At 72.3% G+C, this 14,617-nt stretch carries 15 protein-coding genes and 2 pseudogenes; 11 read left to right on the top strand and 6 right to left on the bottom strand.

Annotated elements, in window-relative coordinates; translation table 11 throughout:
- From ACRDTB_RS23265 to ACRDTB_RS23280, 4 genes and pseudogenes are all read right to left on the bottom strand, one after another.
- A pseudogene (locus tag ACRDTB_RS23265) lies at positions 1–344 on the bottom strand (hypothetical protein); the annotation flags it as partial.
- Positions 341–670 (bottom strand): YbaB/EbfC family nucleoid-associated protein, encoded by a 330-nt coding sequence (locus tag ACRDTB_RS23270; protein ID WP_431433507.1) that lies wholly within the window; start codon positions 668–670, stop codon positions 341–343. The gene ACRDTB_RS23270 and the pseudogene ACRDTB_RS23265, both read right to left, overlap by 4 nt.
- Positions 667–1,710 carry a CHAP domain-containing protein gene (locus ACRDTB_RS23275; protein ID WP_431433509.1) on the bottom strand — a complete coding sequence of 348 codons (1,044 nt, stop codon included), beginning with the start codon at positions 1,708–1,710 and terminating at the stop codon, positions 667–669. The genes ACRDTB_RS23270 and ACRDTB_RS23275 overlap by 4 nt, the downstream gene beginning before the upstream one ends.
- 32 nt (positions 1,711–1,742) lie before the next feature.
- Positions 1,743–2,942, bottom strand: coding sequence for an AMP-binding protein (locus tag ACRDTB_RS23280; RefSeq protein ID WP_431433511.1), 1,200 nt, complete (start codon positions 2,940–2,942; stop codon positions 1,743–1,745).
- Between the two features lie 41 nt (positions 2,943–2,983).
- Here ACRDTB_RS23280 and ACRDTB_RS23285 point away from each other — a divergent pair, with 41 nt between their 5' ends.
- The 6 genes from ACRDTB_RS23285 (at position 2,984) to ACRDTB_RS23310 (ending at position 7,192) form a co-directional block, all read left to right on the top strand.
- Entirely contained in the window at positions 2,984–3,364 is a 381-nt protein-coding gene (locus tag ACRDTB_RS23285; RefSeq protein ID WP_431433513.1) for a polyketide cyclase / dehydrase and lipid transport, read from the top strand.
- A gap of 88 nt (positions 3,365–3,452) precedes the next feature.
- Positions 3,453–4,241 carry a metallophosphoesterase family protein gene (locus ACRDTB_RS23290; RefSeq protein ID WP_431433515.1) on the top strand — a complete coding sequence of 263 codons (789 nt, stop codon included), beginning with the start codon at positions 3,453–3,455 and terminating at the stop codon, positions 4,239–4,241.
- A 25-nt stretch (positions 4,242–4,266) separates the two neighbouring features.
- Entirely contained in the window at positions 4,267–4,704 is a 438-nt protein-coding gene (locus tag ACRDTB_RS23295; protein ID WP_431433517.1) for an SRPBCC family protein, read from the top strand.
- Between the two features lie 12 nt (positions 4,705–4,716).
- On the top strand, positions 4,717–5,865 hold the full coding sequence (locus ACRDTB_RS23300) for an ArsA family ATPase (RefSeq protein ID WP_431433519.1): 1,149 nt from the start codon (positions 4,717–4,719) through the stop codon (positions 5,863–5,865).
- Positions 5,862–6,242, top strand: a complete 381-nt coding sequence (locus tag ACRDTB_RS23305; RefSeq protein ID WP_431433521.1) for a hypothetical protein — start codon at positions 5,862–5,864, stop codon at positions 6,240–6,242. The genes ACRDTB_RS23300 and ACRDTB_RS23305 overlap by 4 nt, the downstream gene beginning before the upstream one ends.
- A 20-nt stretch (positions 6,243–6,262) precedes the next feature.
- The gene (locus ACRDTB_RS23310) at positions 6,263–7,192 is read left to right on the top strand and encodes an ROK family protein (protein WP_431433560.1); all 930 of its coding nucleotides are present in this window, start codon (positions 6,263–6,265) and stop codon (positions 7,190–7,192) included.
- Between the two features lie 21 nt (positions 7,193–7,213).
- Here the strand turns inward: ACRDTB_RS23310 and ACRDTB_RS23315 are convergent, their stop codons facing one another.
- Positions 7,214–7,681: a hypothetical protein gene (locus tag ACRDTB_RS23315; RefSeq protein ID WP_431433523.1), complete on the bottom strand. Its 468-nt coding sequence runs from the start codon at positions 7,679–7,681 to the stop codon at positions 7,214–7,216.
- 253 nt (positions 7,682–7,934) lie between these two features.
- On the opposite strand from ACRDTB_RS23315, the gene ACRDTB_RS23320 reads away from it, so the two are divergent.
- The 4 genes from ACRDTB_RS23320 to ACRDTB_RS23335 all read left to right on the top strand — a co-directional run bounded on the left by ACRDTB_RS23320 (position 7,935) and on the right by ACRDTB_RS23335 (position 11,972).
- A complete protein-coding gene (locus tag ACRDTB_RS23320) occupies positions 7,935–8,705 on the top strand; it encodes a lysophospholipid acyltransferase family protein (RefSeq protein WP_431433524.1) in 771 nt (256 codons plus the stop codon).
- Positions 8,706–8,909: 204 nt separating this feature from the next.
- Positions 8,910–9,413, top strand: coding sequence for a polyadenylate-specific 3'-exoribonuclease AS (locus ACRDTB_RS23325; protein ID WP_431433526.1), 504 nt, complete (start codon positions 8,910–8,912; stop codon positions 9,411–9,413).
- 110 nt (positions 9,414–9,523) lie between these two features.
- Positions 9,524–10,549 (top strand): 6-phosphofructokinase, encoded by a 1,026-nt coding sequence (locus ACRDTB_RS23330; RefSeq protein ID WP_431433528.1) that lies wholly within the window; start codon positions 9,524–9,526, stop codon positions 10,547–10,549.
- A 43-nt stretch (positions 10,550–10,592) separates the two neighbouring features.
- Positions 10,593–11,972, top strand: coding sequence for an amidase family protein (locus ACRDTB_RS23335; protein ID WP_431433530.1), 1,380 nt, complete (start codon positions 10,593–10,595; stop codon positions 11,970–11,972).
- A 22-nt stretch (positions 11,973–11,994) separates the two neighbouring features.
- Here the strand turns inward: ACRDTB_RS23335 and ACRDTB_RS23340 are convergent.
- A pseudogene (locus tag ACRDTB_RS23340) lies at positions 11,995–12,750 on the bottom strand (IS982 family transposase); the annotation flags it as partial.
- Between the two features lie 357 nt (positions 12,751–13,107).
- Here ACRDTB_RS23340 and ACRDTB_RS23345 point away from each other — a divergent pair.
- A complete protein-coding gene (locus ACRDTB_RS23345; protein WP_431433532.1) occupies positions 13,108–14,496 on the top strand; it encodes a class II 3-deoxy-7-phosphoheptulonate synthase in 1,389 nt (462 codons plus the stop codon).
- The last annotated feature ends 121 nt before the right edge of the window (positions 14,497–14,617 follow it).

Genomic DNA, 14,617 nt, shown 5'->3' on the forward strand with positions numbered 1-14,617 from the left:
GGCCGGGGCCGCGGCCGCGCGCCGATGATCTCCGACAGCTCCGCGGTCAGCTCCTCGCCGGCCACCGGCTCCAGCGCCGCGAGCCCGTCGGCCAGCGCCGCCGCCGACGCCTCCTGGGCCAGCCGGAAGATCTCGGCGGCCAGCTCCTCGGGCGCGAGGCTCATCGCCTCGACGGACAGGTCCAGCGAGAGCAGCCGGCCCTCCAGGTTCACCCGCACCTCGACGCCGCGGTCCGCGGCCGACGCCGTGATCCGGCTCAGCCGGTCGAACAGGCGGTCCGCCCGCTCGTTCATCGCGGCGTTGGCCTCGAGCAACTCGTCGACGCTGTACGCCCCGTAAGTCACGACGCCCTCCAGGAGTCCGGCGTGGTCGACTCCGCCCGCTCGGTCAGGGCGACGTGCTGGTTCAGGCCCAGCAGCGACAGCTCGTGCTCGCCGAGCCCGTCCAGCGCGTCGCGCAGGGCCGCCTTCGTCCGCTGGTTCGCGACCGCGGTGGCCTCGTTCACCGCCGCGAGGATGGCGGTGGACAGCTCGTGCGAACCCGCCGCCATCGCCCGCCGGTCCAGCGACAGCGACGACAGCGCCCCGCCCGGGTAGACCTCGACCCGGATCCCGCCGGAGCCGGCCGCACCGGTGATGTCGCGCGGCGACTCGCTCGCACCCTCACTCATCGCGGATGCACCCCTCCGTAGAACGTCGAGCTGGACAGTGTGTGGGTAACCCGCTGCACCTTGTCCGACGAGTTGCCCTCGATCAGCGTCACCTTGTCTCCGTCGACGCTCTCCACGATCCCGATGTGCGTGCTCGTCTCCGGGCTGCTCGGCCCGGTGCCGAACAGGAGCACGTCACCCGGCCGCGCGGCGTCGAGGTTGTCCTTGCCGTACGCGAGGCCACGTTCCTGACCCCAGTGGTAGACGTCGCCGGTGAACGGCAGGATCCCGATGTCCACGCCCGACTTCTGCCACGCCCACGTCGCGAAGCTCGAGCACCACGGAGCGGCCGGCCCGTACTTGTTCTGGTTGCCCGGACCCTCGGTGTAGCCGAGCTGGCCGCGCGCGATCTTCCTGATCTTGTTGCTGGTGCCGGACTTCGTCTTCGGCGGGTCGGACTTCTTCCCGGTCCCGGTGTGCCGGCGCTTGCGGCGGGCCGGGTCGGCGAACCCGTCGTGCTCGACGTTCTTCTCCAGCTTGCCCAGCTCGGCGGCGGCGTCCTTCATCTGGTGGTGTACCCGGCGCAGGTGTCCGGTCGACTCGTTGGTGTAGTCCCGCGCCAGGTCCACGACCTGCCCGACCGCTCGTACCAGCGCGGCCTGCGAGCCGGCCCCGGTCACCCCGCGGGCGGCGTCGAGTACCTGGGTGGCCCTGGTCGTGTACTCGTCGACGAGGCCGGCGACCGCTTTGTGGTGGGTGTCCAGCGACGCCGCGGTCGTGGAGACGATGTTCGCCGCCTTCGCCGACGCCGACGCGGTGCTGCCCAGCACCTTGGACATCCGGCGCGCCCGGCGGTCGAAGCCGGCGGCGTTGTCGCCCTCCCAGTGGCTGGTGGCGGTGGCCGCGCCCGACTTGTGGTCGTGGTGGTGCCGCTCGATCGTCTTCGCCGCGGTGTCCAGCGCGGCGTGCGCCTGGTACCCGTCCTCGGCCTTGCCGGCCAGCTTGTTGCGGTGCGCGATCAGCTGCTCGGCTGCCTTGCGCGCGATGACCCGACTCTCCACGGCCTCGTCCTCTCCCCGTCTGGGCGACACCGTCACTCTCGGCCCGGCGGCCGCCCACGGGAAAGCGGTGCTGCACGGATGGTCACATCGGGTGCACGATCAGGCCCGCGGGTGCCGCGCACGGCGATGCCGATGCCGCGGTAGAAGCGGGCGAGGGCCGGCTCGAGCGGCTCGCCCGACGTGATCGCCGCGACGCAGCGGCCGCCGAACGCCGCCCGGAGCTTCGGGTACACGACGGTGTCGGCCACCGCGTGCTGCAGGCGCAGCGCGAGCGACGGCCGCGTGCGGGCGCCGTAGCGGACGGCGACGCCCGCGGCCACGTCGAACACCGCCGACCGGCCCTCGGTGGCGGCCTTGTCCCGGGCGGCCGCGAGCACGTCACGCAGCAGCGCGGCGCTCGCCACGATGGTGCGGGGCCGGAACGTGCCCAGGTCGGTGCTGAGGTCCGCCGCGTCCGGCACGTGGCCCAGCGTGGTCCGGGTGTAGACGCAGGCGAGCGAGAGCAGCCGGGCGCCGAGGTCGGCCAGCGGCAGCAGCACCAGCAGCGAGTTGCCGGCCCGCACGAGCGGCGAGTACGCGGTGATGGCGGCCCGCACCTCGGCCAGGACCTCGCCGTGGGTCAGCTCGACGCGCTTGGGGGGACCGGTGAGCGGGCCGCCGGGCGGGTACACCAGCGTGGCGACCTCGTCGGCGGCGACCGCGCGCCGGCGTTCGTGCACGACCGCGTCGTCGAGCTCCGCGCCCAGCTCGGTCAGCTCGGCCACCGCGGGCACGATGTCCCCGTCGCTCTCGTCACCCCCGGCACCGTCGGTCGAGCCGTCGAGCTGCCAGACCCAGCCGAGCTCGGGCAGCCGGTCCACGATCCGGCGCAGCGTCTCCCGGTGTGCCGCGGTCTCCAGCACGACCGCGCACGCGCCGGAGTCGGACAGGATCCACTCGACGTCCTCGACCGGGGCGCCGGGGTCGATCGGCACGGTCTGGCAGCCGGCCGTCCAGGCGGCGAAGTCGAACAGCGTCCACTCGTAGCGGGTGGACGCGTACAGCGCGATCCGCTCGCCCGGCCGCAGCCCGGCCGCGATCAGACCCTTGGCGACGTCGAGCACCTCGCCGGCGAACTCGCGGGTGGTGACGTCCAGCCAGGAACCGCCGGTCCGGCGGCGTACCCCGATGGAGCCACCGAACCGCTCGGCGTTCGCCCAGACCATGTCGGTCAGGCTCTCCGGTGCGGTCACACGGGAAAACTAGCGCGCACGGCACATGACATGCTGCACGGGTGTCAGCGGTGGATGTTGTGGACGAGACCTTCCTCGCCGTGCCGCCCGGGACCGTGGCCAAGGCGTTCGCCGATCCCGTTTCGTGGCGCCGGTTCTGGCCCGACCTGCGCCTGGAGGTCTACGCCGACCGCGGCGACGAGGGGTTGCGCTGGACGGTGCGCGGCGCGCTGATCGGCACGATGGAGGTCTGGCTCGAGCCGGTGCTCGACGGGACCCTGCTGCACTACTTCCTGCGCGTGGACCCGCCACCCGGCGCCGACGCGCGACCGGCCCGGCTGCGCCGCGAGAAGACCCGCCGCCAGCTGGCCGCGAAGGCCGTCGCCCTCGACCTCAAGGCGCAGCTGGAGCACGGCCGCCGCCCCGGCTGCCCGCCGGTGTAGAAAGCCTGGAAGGACGCCTTACGGACGCTCAACGTCCGTAAGGCGTCCTTCCACGAAGTGGATCCGCTGGGGAGATTAACCTGCGATTATGCGGGTTCACGTGGTGTCAGACGTGCACGGCAACGCCGAGGCACTGGCCAAGGCCGGGGACGGTGCCGACGCGCTCGTCGTGCTCGGTGACCTGATCGACTTCGTCGACTACCACGACCACGCCGGCGGGATCATGGGCGCGGTGTTCGGCGAGGAGGCGATAGCCACGTTCGCGCGCCTGCGCCGGGAGCGCCAGCACAACGAGGTGGCCGCGTTCGCGCGGACGCTGTGGACGAGCCTCGACGACCCGGCGGCCGTCGTCGAGGACGCCGTCCGTGAGCAGTACGCCCGGCTGTTCGCCGCGATGACCGTGCCGACCTACGCCACCCCGGGCAACGTCGACGTGCCGGCGCTGTGGCCGGAGTACGCGGGCGAGAACGTGCGGGTGCTCGACGGTGAGACGGTCGAGCTCGGCGGGCTGCGTTTCGGCTTCGTCGGCGGGGCGCTGCTGCCGCCCGGCGCGGTCCGCCGCCGGGGCGGGGTGTTCCGCCCGTACCTGCGCACCGAGGAGGAGATCGCCGGCGACGTGGCGCGGCTCGGTGCGGTGGATGTGCTGTGCAGCCACGCACCGCCCGACGTGCCCGAGCTGACCTACGACGTGGTGTCCCGGCGTGTCGAGCACGGCTCGCCCGCGCTGCTGGGGCTGATCCGCGCGCAGGCGCCGCGCTGGGCGGTCTTCGGGCACGTGCACCAGCCGCTCGCGGCCCGGATGCGGCTGTCGTACACCGAATGCGTCAACGTCGGCCACTTCCAGCGGACACAGCGGCCGTACGTGCTGCGTTGGTGACCTGTCGACCGGGTAGCCTCCCCGCATGGCCGATGAGTCCACCCAGTCGATCGTGGTCGACGCGCCGCCCGAGGACATCATGCCGGTGATCGCGGACTTCCCGGCGTATCCGGAATGGGCCAACGCGGTGAAGCAGACCGAGGTCCTGGAGCAGGGCCCGGACGGCAACGCCAAACAGGTCCGGTTCACCCTGGACGCCGGCCCGTTCAAGGACGTCTACACGCTCGCCTACGACTGGGCGCCCGACGGGCTGTCGGTGACGTGGAAGCTCGTCAAGGGCCAGATGCAGCGCGCGCAGAACGGCCGCTACCTGCTGACCCCGGAGGGCGAGAAGACCCGGGTCACGTACACGCTGTCGGTCCAGTTGGCCGTGCCGATGATCGGCCTGTTCCGGCGCAAGGCCGAGAAGATGATCATGGACATCGCGCTGAAGGAGCTCAAGCGCCGGGTCGAAGGACACTAGGCGCGGAACTCCATGGCGGGCGCCCGGATTCTGCTGTTCACCGGCAAGGGTGGGGTCGGCAAGACCACCCTCGCCGCGGCGACGGCTGCCCGCCTCGCGGTGGCCGGACGCAAGGTGCTGGTCGCCTCGGCCGACCCCGCGCACTCGCTCGGCGACGCCTTCGGTCGCCCGCTCACCCACGAGCCGTCCGAAGTGGACACCTGCCTGTACGCGGCCCATGTGGACGCTCGCGGCCTGGTGGACCGCTCCTGGCAGGACATCCGCGGCCAGCTGCGCACCTGGCTCGCCGGCGCCGGGCTCGACGAGCTGGACGCCGAGGAGCTGACCGTGCTGCCCGGCGTGGACGAGCTGCTCGCGCTCACCGAGGTCGCCCGGCTCGCCCGCCAGGGCACCTGGGAGGTCGTGGTCGTCGACTGTGGACCGACCGCGGAGACGCTGCGGTTGCTGGCCCTGCCGGAGGCGGTCGCGAGCTACGTGGACCGGCTGTTCGTGCCGTCCCTGCGCGCCAAGGTGTCCTCGCTCGGCCGGCTCGCCACCCACCTCGGCGAGCTCCGCAGGATGCTCGTCGACCCGGCGGTGACGGGTGTCCGGCTGGTGCTGACCCCGGACCGGCTCGTGGTCGCGGAGACCCGGCGCACGCTCGCCGCGCTGGCGCTGCGCGGCATCCGGGTCGACAGCCTGGTGGCGAACCGGCTCGTGCCGCGGGCGCGGATGTGGGGTCCGGCGGCGGGCTGGCTGCGTACCCGGCGGGCCGAGCAGGACGCCGTGCTGTCCGAACTGGACGTCTCGACGCCGCTGCCGGTGCACCTGGTGGAGCACCGCCCGGTCGAGCCCGTCGGTGTCGCGCCGCTGCTGGAGCTGGCCGCCGACCTGTACCGCGACGCCGACCCGCTGGCCGCTCCGTTCGGCGGCGACGCCGCGAGCGTCAAGCCGCTGCTGGACCTTCGGCGCCTCGCCGACGGCGCGCACGAGCTGACGATCGCCCTGCCGCTCACCGACTCCGCGACGCTGGACCTGGCCAGGGTCGGCGACGACCTGGCGGTGACCGTCGACGGGGTGCGCCGGCTGGTGGCGCTGCCGGTGCTGCTGCGCCGGCACACGGTCACCGACGCGTTCGTCGACGACCGCGGGCTGGTGCTGCGCTTCGAGGAGGCGCGATGACCGGGTCCGAGCCGGGCACCCGGCTCGTGGAGGAGCTGCGGCTCCTGCTGGACGCGGTGGCCGAGCGTGCCGGGCCGTGGCTGGACCGGGTGTCGGCGGCGGACTCGGCCGAGCGGTCCGGGGCGTCGTGCCGGTGTCCCGTGTGCGCGGTCGTGGCGCTGGTGCGGGGCGAGCCGAACGAGCTGGCCGCGCAGAGCCTGGACCGGGCCGCCGACCTGGTGGCGCTGCTGCGTGCGGTGCTCGCCGACCGGTGGCAGCCGGGCGTGCCGCACATGCCCGGGTTCACCCCACCGCCGCGCTCCGCCGCGCGTCCCGGAGAGCGGCCGCGGGTGCAGCGGATCCCGGTGCGGCGCAAGGGAGATCCGGAGCAGGTTTGAGGGCCAAGACGACCATCGGGGTGGACATCGGGGGCACCAGCGTGCGGGCGGGCGTGGTGGACCGGTACGGCACCGTGCTCGACACGGCCCGGGCCCCGACACCGACCAGCGAGGGGGCGCTGGAGGACGCGATCGTGTCCGCGGTCGGCGTGCTCGCGACGCGGCACCGGGTGACCGGCGTGGGCCTGGCGGTGGCCGGCTTCGTCACGACCGACCGGCGCTCGGTGATGTTCGCGCCGCACCTGGCATGGCGCAACGCCGCGGTCGCCGACCGGATCTCGGTGCGCCTGGACCTGCCGGTCGTGCTGGAGCACGACGCGAACGCGGCCGTGCTCGCCGAGCACCGGTTCGGCGCGGCGCGGGGCTCGCGGGTCGCGCTGCTGGTGGCGATCGGCACGGGAATCGGCGGCGGGCTCCTGCTGGACGGCACGCTGTTCCGCGGCGCGTTCGGGGTGGCGCCCGAGCTGGGTCACCTGTCGCTGGTGCCGAGCGGGCGGCCGTGCCCGTGCGGCAAGTCGGGCTGCTGGGAGCGCTACTGCAGCGGCACGGCGCTGGCGACCACCGCGGTGGAGCTGCTCGCCCGGCATCCCGGACGCTCGACGGTGCTGCGCCGCGAGGTGGCCGTCGACAAGCGATCCGTGACGGGTCGCAAGGTGGCCGCGGCCGCGCGGGACGGTGACCCCCTGGCGCAGCGGGCGATGGCGGAGCTGGCGACGTGGCTGGGCGAGGGTCTGGCGCTGGTGGCGGACGTCTACGACCCGGAGATCGTGGTGATCGCGGGCGGGGTGTCGGAGTCCGCGCCTCTGTTCCTCGACGACGCGCGCGACCACTACAAGCGGACGATCACCGGGGCCGGCTACCGCCCGCTGGCCCGCATCCGCACCGCGCAGCTGGGCGACGACGCCGCCCTGGTGGGCGCGGCCGCCCTCGCCGCGGACGGCCTGCGGTAGCTCCCGCGAAGGGTCGGTGGCTCAGATCTGGGCGCCGTCGTCGCGGCCGTCGTCCGGTTCCTTCGGGTTCTGCCGGATGCGCAGGAGCAGCATTCCGCCGCCGCAGGTGAGGGCGAGCAGGGCGATCGGGGTGCCGACTCGGGCGTCCAGGCCGATCACGCCCGGCAGCACGAGCAGGACCACCGCCGCCAGGATCAGGATCAGCGCGACGACCGTCAGCGGGCGCAGGCGCGGCAGGGGCGGCGGCTCCGGCGGGACGTAGTGCTCGTCGTCCGCGCTCCACGACCAGTCCCAGTCGCCCTCGTGGCCGCGCCAGGCCGCGGGCGTCGGCGGCGCCGCGGCCGGGGGCGTGGCCGGCTCGGTCTCCTCGGTTGCCAGGTCGCCGGCGGGCTCGTCGAGTTCGGGCAGCTGGGCTCCCACGCCTTCGCGTTCGAGGTCGGCCACGATGGCCGCGAACGCGGCGTCGACGTCCTCCGGCCGGTCGGACACCTGGGCCTCCTAAGTACAGCGGTCAGGCACGCGATCAGGCGATGAGGCCATCGTCGCACGAACCCGTGCCGTGGTGGCCGGATCACCCTGGCTTGTTTACTCGTTGGGTACCGTGGCGGGAAGGAAGTCTCCCAAGTGGTGTCCACTGTTACATGTTCAGACATTTGGGCGGCGAAGGATTGTGCGGGCCACACACCCTTCGTACCCTCGACAAACGGGTGACCGGCCGGCCAAGCGGGAGGCGCAGCTAGCGGTGCTGTACTGGTGGATGAAACATGTGCTTCTGGGGCCGCTTCTCCGACTGTTCTTCCGACCCGAGGTCGAAGGTGCCGAGAACATTCCCGACCGCGGCGGTGCCCTGCTCGCGAGCAACCACCTCGCCGTCGCGGACTCGTTCTTCCTCCCGCTGATGCTCAAGCGCCGGGTCACGTTCCCGGCCAAGCTCGAGTACTTCACGCAGCCCGGCATCAAGGGCCGGTTCAAGAAGTGGTTCTTCACCGGCATGGGCCAGATCCCGATCGACCGCTCCGGCGGCGCGGCCGCGCAGGCCGCGCTCGACACCGGCATCCGGCTGCTGAACGAGGGGCATCTGCTCGGCATCTACCCCGAGGGCACCCGGTCCCCGGACGGCCGCCTCTACAAGGGCAAGACCGGCCTCGCCCGCATGGCGCTCGAGGCGCGGGCCCAGGTCATCCCGGTGGCCATGTTCGACACGGACAAGGCGAACCCGATCGGCTCGAAGATGTGGAAGCCGCACAAGATCCGCATCAAGATCGGCAAGCCGATGGACTTCTCGCGCTACGAGGGCCTCGCCGGCGACCGCTTCGTGGAACGGTCTATCACCGACGAGATCATGTACTCGCTGATGGAGCTGTCGGGCCAGGAGTACGTAGACATCTACGCGGCCAAGGCGAAGGAGATGCTCGCGGCGCAGGAGGTCGGCGCGCCCGCCGCGCTGCCGACCCAGCAGCGCCGCACCGCCGCGACCGACGCCGACCGCATCCCCGAGACCGAGGTGGGCTGACCCGAGGCACGGGCCGCCCCTTCGCTCCGCCGCGCCTGCGCGTCTCGTCGGTCCCGCTCGCAGCGCCCATGGTTCGCTCCGCTCGGTCACCTGACCGCCGTCTTCCCTCGTCGCGTGCTCGGCGCTCGTTCCTCGCGCCTGCGCGCGCACCTGCGTCCAGACGGCGAACGCTCCCTCGCTCCCGCTCACCTCTACTCTGCATCGGTGCGGTTCTTCTACGATACGGAGTTCATCGAGGACGGGACCACGATCGACCTGGTGTCGATCGGTGTCGTCGACGAGGACGGACGTGAGTTCTACGCCGTGTCGACCGAGTTCGACCCCGACCGGGCCGGCTCGTGGGTGCGCGAGAACGTGCTCGACAAGCTGCCGCCGCCGGCCGACCCCGCGTGGTGCGACCGCGCCACCATGCGCGAGCGGCTGCTGATGTTCCTGCACCGCGGCCGCGACAAGGTCGAGCTCTGGGCGTGGTTCGCCGCGTACGACCACGTCGCGCTCGCGCAGCTCTGGGGCGACATGCCCGCGCTGCCGCGGGAGATCCCGCGGTTCACCCGCGAGCTTCGCCAGCGTTGGGAGGACGTCGGAAAGCCGCCGCTCCCGGCCCCGCCGAAGGACGCCCATGACGCGCTCGCCGACGCCCGGCACAACCTCGCCCGGTGGCGCGTGATCGAGGCCGAGTGGGTTCGCCGGGGCTTCACCGATCGTTAGGCCGGGGCCGTTGCTGCACCGATCCAGAAGGTGGCACGCTGTGCGGGACACGACCGGGACACGACCGGGTTAGGACGACATCTCTAGCAGCCGGATGGAGGATCGGGCACATGCGCGTCGGCTTGCTCACTGGTGGCGGTGACTGTCCAGGACTGAACGCGGTCATCAGGGCCGTGGTCCGCAAGGGGATCGAGTCCCACGGCTGGGAACCGATCGGCTTCCGAAACGGCTGGCAGGGTCCGCTCGAGGGCCTGCTCAAGCCGATCGGCCTCGACGGCGTCGAGGACATCCTGACCCGGGGCGGCACGATCCTCGGCTCGTCCCGGACGAACCCGTACAAGGTCGACGGCGGCGTGGACAGGATCAAGCGGGTGCTCGCCGACAACGCGATCGACGCGCTGGTCGCGATCGGCGGCGAGGACACGCTGGGCGTCGCCAAGCGGCTGACCGACGACGGCGTGGGCGTGGTCGGCGTGCCGAAGACGATCGACAACGACCTGGGCGCCACCGACTACACGTTCGGCTTCGACACCGCCGTGCACATCGCGACCGAGGCGATCGACCGGCTGCGCACCACGGCCGAGTCGCACCACCGCGCGCTCGTCGTCGAGGTGATGGGCCGGCACGCGGGGTGGATCGCGCTGCACTCCGGTCTCGCCGGCGGCGCGAACGTGATCCTGGTGCCGGAGCGGCCGTTCAGCGTCGACAAGGTCGTCGAGTGGGTCACCCGGCGCTTCGAGCGGCAGTACGCGCCGATCATCGTGGTCGCCGAGGGCGCGCTGCCCGAGGGTGGCGCCGAGGTGCTGGCCAGTGGGGAGAAGGACGCGTTCGGGCACGTCCGGCTCGGCGGCATCGGCACGTGGCTCGCCGAGGAGATCGCGCAGCGGACCGGCAAGGAGTCGCGCGCGGTCGTGCTCGGGCACACCCAGCGCGGCGGCACCCCGACGGCCTACGACCGGGTGCTCGCGACCCGGTTCGGCCTGCACGCGGTGGACGCGGTGCAGGACGGCGACTTCGGCGTGATGGTCGCCTTGCGCGGCACGGACATCGTGCGGGTGAAACTGGCCGAGGCGACCGCCGAGCTGAAGACGGTTCCGCGGGAGCGCTACGCCGAGGCGGAGGTCTTCTTCGGCTGAGCGAATGCCGCCGCGCCCTCGCTAACGGGACTACTGTGCCCGCATGGATCTCGATGAGCTGTTGTGGGCCGGTGCGGACGCGCAGGCGCAGGCTTTGCGGGACGGCACGGTCACCGCGCCCGATCTGCTCGAGGCGGTGTTCGACCGCATCGACGCGGTCGACGTCCGGCTGAACGCGTTCCGGATCCGCTACACCGACTCGGCGCGCGCGGCCGCGGCCCGTGCGCAGGGGCGGCTCGAGGCGGGGGAACGCACGCCGCTGCTGGGCGTGCCGGTCGCGGTGAAGGACGACCTGGACGTCACCGGCGACGTGACCGGCATGGGCGGGCGCCCGCAGTTCGAGCCGGCGGAGCAGGACGCACCCGCGGTCGCCCGGCTGCGTGCGGCCGGCGCCGTGCTCGTCGGCCACACGCACACGCCGGACCGCTGCCTGTGGCCCTTCACCGAGACGCTCACCCACGGCGCGACGCGCAACCCGTGGCACCTCGACCACACGCCCGGCGGCTCGTCGGGCGGCTCGGCCGCCGCGGTCGCGGCCGGGATCGTCGGCGCGGCAACGGGTTCCGACGGTGGCGGGTCCGTGCGCATCCCGGCCGGGTTCTGCGGGATCTTCGGCCTGCGGACCACCCGCGGGCTGATCGACATGGGCACGGAGGAGCACTGGCACGGGCTCGCCAGCATCGGCCCGCTCGGCCGGCGGGTGGCCGACGCCGCGGCGATGCTGGACGTGCTCGCGGAGGAGGACCACCCCGGCGGGCTCTACCGCGACTCCGCCGACGCCGACCCCGGGCGGCTGCGGATCGCGCTGTCCTGGTGGACGCCGCTGGGCAAGCCGCCCGTCGAGGCGCAGCGCAAACAGGCGGTGCGGGAGACCGCGGAGCGGCTGCGCGCCCTCGGCCACGAGGTGACCGAGGCCGACCCGCCGCTCGGTCCCCGGCCGACCTCGCAGTTCATGGTGCGATACCTGCGTGGGGTCGCCGACGACGCGGCCATGCTGCCGCACCCCGAGTGGCTGGAGCCGCGCACCCGCCGGATCGCGGCGATGGGCCGGCGGATCCCGGACCGCGTGCTCGCCCGGACCCGGGCCGCCGAGGCCGGCCTGGACGAGAAGATGCGCCGGTTCTTCGCCGACTTCGACGTGATCCTGCAGCCGGGCTGGACCGGTCGTGCGCCGCGGATCGGGCGCTTCCACGGCAGCGGCGCCTCGACGACGCTCAGTGCGGTGTCGTTGGGCATCCCGTACTTCCCGACGTGGAACGTGCTCGGCTACCCGGCGGCGGCGGTGCCGGCCGGGCGGGACTCCGGTGGCCTGCCGATGGGCGTGCAGCTGGTGGGCCCGTCGTTCAGCGAGCACCGGCTGCTCTCGTTGGCGGGACAGGTCGAGCGGGCGCACCCGTGGGCGGGCGACCGGCCGCCGCTCTAGCTGGTTGTTTCCTGGATCTTTGGTGGTCGTTGGCGATCAGGGATCGTGTGAGGGGTGTGTTGGTGGTCCAGTTGTGTCGGATCGCGGCGGCCGGCGTGAGGACGCGCTGGGTGATGTGGGCTGGGACGTTGGTGGGGGTGCGTCCACTGTGGTGTTCCAGCGACTGCGTGCCCGGCGACGCTTTTGTCATCGATCACCACCACATCCGTGGGCACGGTGTGCGGGTTGTGGGCGTGGCCGAGTAGCTGGGCTGCGATGTCGCGTTCGCCGGGTTTTGGGTCGGCCGGACACCACGCGATCGGCATGCCGTCCGGAGTGGTGACCAGGTAGGGCTTGAGGCCCCGGTGGAAGCGGGAATGCGAAGCGCGGTACCCGTGGTTGGTCCAGCTGGTCAGATCGGAACGGTTGGTGGTCTCTTGCGAGGTGCCGTAGGGCGGCGGCGTGGCGTCGGTCAGCCGTAGCTGATCAGCGCTGGAGGGTACCTGCCTGGTCAGTGATTGGACCGCGCGCAGGATCAGCGGTGTGGCCGCGACCAGCCGTTTGTGATACCCGGGGTTGTTGGGGCAGGTACGGGAACAGGTGATCGAGCCTGCCGTGGGCGAACCGCGCCCAGGTGATGCTGCGACGGGAATCCCAGCAGCACCTGGGTCACCGCCAGACACAACAACTCGGTGTCGGAGAGCTTCTTGCGCCGCCCCGACCGCTGTTCAGGCGGTGTCAGGTGGTCGTCACGGAACACGGACGGTGCGGTCAGGAGAGTGTTCAGGTCTGTCGTCACGAACGGATCTTGAACACCCTCCTCTCACATCTCAGGTTGCCGCGCCGCCCAAGATCCAATCCGAATCAACCATCTAGTTCCCGCCGGACGTTCGTCAGACGATTCACGCTGGCGGTCGCGACGGTGGCTTGGCCTCCGGCCCCCGGGTTCCATTCTTCCAGCGGATACCGACGGTTCCGAGTGACCGGGCGCGCCCGGTGGCGGGGTTGTCCACAAGGCGGGGTCGTCCACAGGCTCCGTCGCCGTTCGCCCGGAATCGTCAGTGGCATCCCGTAGCGTGGCATCGGGGGCCGGAGGCCACCACACGCGGGCCCTGTCGGCGGAAACCGGCGTGACCCGGGCGGATACGCTAGGGCCGTGAACTGGACTGTAGACGTCCCGGTGGACACCCTCCCCGAGTTGCCGCCCCTCTCGCCTGGCCTGCGCGCCCGTCTCGACGACGCGCTCGCCCGGCGCGCGGCGCAGCAGCCCGAGTGGCCCGACACCGGAGCGGTCCGCCAGGTCCGCGCGCTGCTCGAGAGCGTGCCGCCGATCACCGTGCCCTCCGAGGTCGACCGGCTGCGCGCGAAGCTCGCCGACGTCGCCCGGGGCAAGGCGTTCCTGCTGCAGGGCGGGGACTGCGCGGAGACGTTCGCCGACAACACCGAGCCGCACATCCGCGGCAACATCCGCACGTTGCTGCAGATGGCCGTCGTGCTCACCTACGGCGCGAGCATGCCGGTCGTGAAGGTCGGCCGGATCGCCGGCCAGTACGCCAAGCCGCGCTCGAACTCCACCGACGCGCTCGGCCTGCCGGTCTACCGAGGCGACATCGTGAACTCCCTCGTCGCGACCCCCGAGGCACGGGTGCCGGACCCGGGCCGGATGATCCGCGCGTACGCCAACGCCGGCGCCACGATGAACCTGGTGCGCGCGCTGACCGCGGCCGGTGAGGCGGACCTGACGAAGGTCCACGAGTGGAACAAGGACTTCGTCAGCAAGTCGGCCGCCGCCGAGCGGTACGAGACGCTGGCCACCGAGATCGACCGGGGCCTGCGGTTCATGTCGGCGTGCGGCGTCGAGGACTCGTCGCTGCACACCACGGAGATCTTCGCGAGCCACGAGGCCCTGCTGCTGGACTACGAGCGGGCCATGCTGCGACTGGACACCACCGGCCCCGAGTCGACGCTGTATGACCTGTCGTCCCACTTCATCTGGGTCGGTGAGCGCACGCGGCAGCTCGACGGCGCGCACATAGCGCTCGTGGAGCTGCTCGCGAACCCCGTCGGTGTCAAGATCGGCCCGGGCACCACGCCGGAGCTGGCGGTGGAGTACGTCGAGCGCCTCGACCCGCGGAACACGCCGGGCCGGCTCACGCTGATCAGCCGCATGGGCAACCAGAAGGTGCGCGACGTGCTGCCGCAGATCGTGGAGAAGGTGACCGCGTCCGGCCACCAGGTCATCTGGCAGTGCGACCCGATGCACGGCAACACCCACGAGTCGTCGACCGGCTACAAGACCCGTCACTTCGACCGCATCGTGGACGAGGTGCAGGGCTTCTTCGAGGTGCACCGCCACCTGGGCACGCATCCGGGCGGCATCCACGTGGAGCTCACCGGCGAGGACGTGACCGAGTGCCTGGGCGGCGCGCAGGACATCTCGGACACCGACCTGCACGGCCGCTACGAGACCGCGTGCGACCCGCGCCTGAACACGCAGCAAAGCCTGGAGCTGGCCTTCCTGGTGGCCGAGATGCTCCGCTCCTGACCCCCGCGAGTCCAACGCTCCGGACCCGCGAGTCCAACGCTCCGACACCCGCGAGTTCGACGCTCGGTGCCGCCTCGGCGGTCGGGACGGTTGGACTCGCGGGTCGGGAGCGTTGGACTCG

This window comes from Actinophytocola sp., from assembly GCF_050699935.1.
GTDB lineage: Bacteria > Actinomycetota > Actinomycetes > Mycobacteriales > Pseudonocardiaceae > Actinophytocola.

Coding starts and splice junctions, on each gene's coding strand:
- ACRDTB_RS23335 (WP_431433530.1), top strand. CDS start 10,593: ATGGATCTCGATGAGCTGTTGTGGGCCGGTGCGGACGCGCAGGCGCAG.
- ACRDTB_RS23290 (WP_431433515.1), top strand. CDS start 3,453: ATGCGGGTTCACGTGGTGTCAGACGTGCACGGCAACGCCGAGGCACTG.
- ACRDTB_RS23305 (WP_431433521.1), top strand. CDS start 5,862: ATGACCGGGTCCGAGCCGGGCACCCGGCTCGTGGAGGAGCTGCGGCTC.
- ACRDTB_RS23300 (WP_431433519.1), top strand. CDS start 4,717: ATGGCGGGCGCCCGGATTCTGCTGTTCACCGGCAAGGGTGGGGTCGGC.
- ACRDTB_RS23270 (WP_431433507.1), bottom strand. CDS start 670: ATGAGTGAGGGTGCGAGCGAGTCGCCGCGCGACATCACCGGTGCGGCC.
- ACRDTB_RS23330 (WP_431433528.1), top strand. CDS start 9,524: ATGCGCGTCGGCTTGCTCACTGGTGGCGGTGACTGTCCAGGACTGAAC.
- ACRDTB_RS23295 (WP_431433517.1), top strand. CDS start 4,267: ATGGCCGATGAGTCCACCCAGTCGATCGTGGTCGACGCGCCGCCCGAG.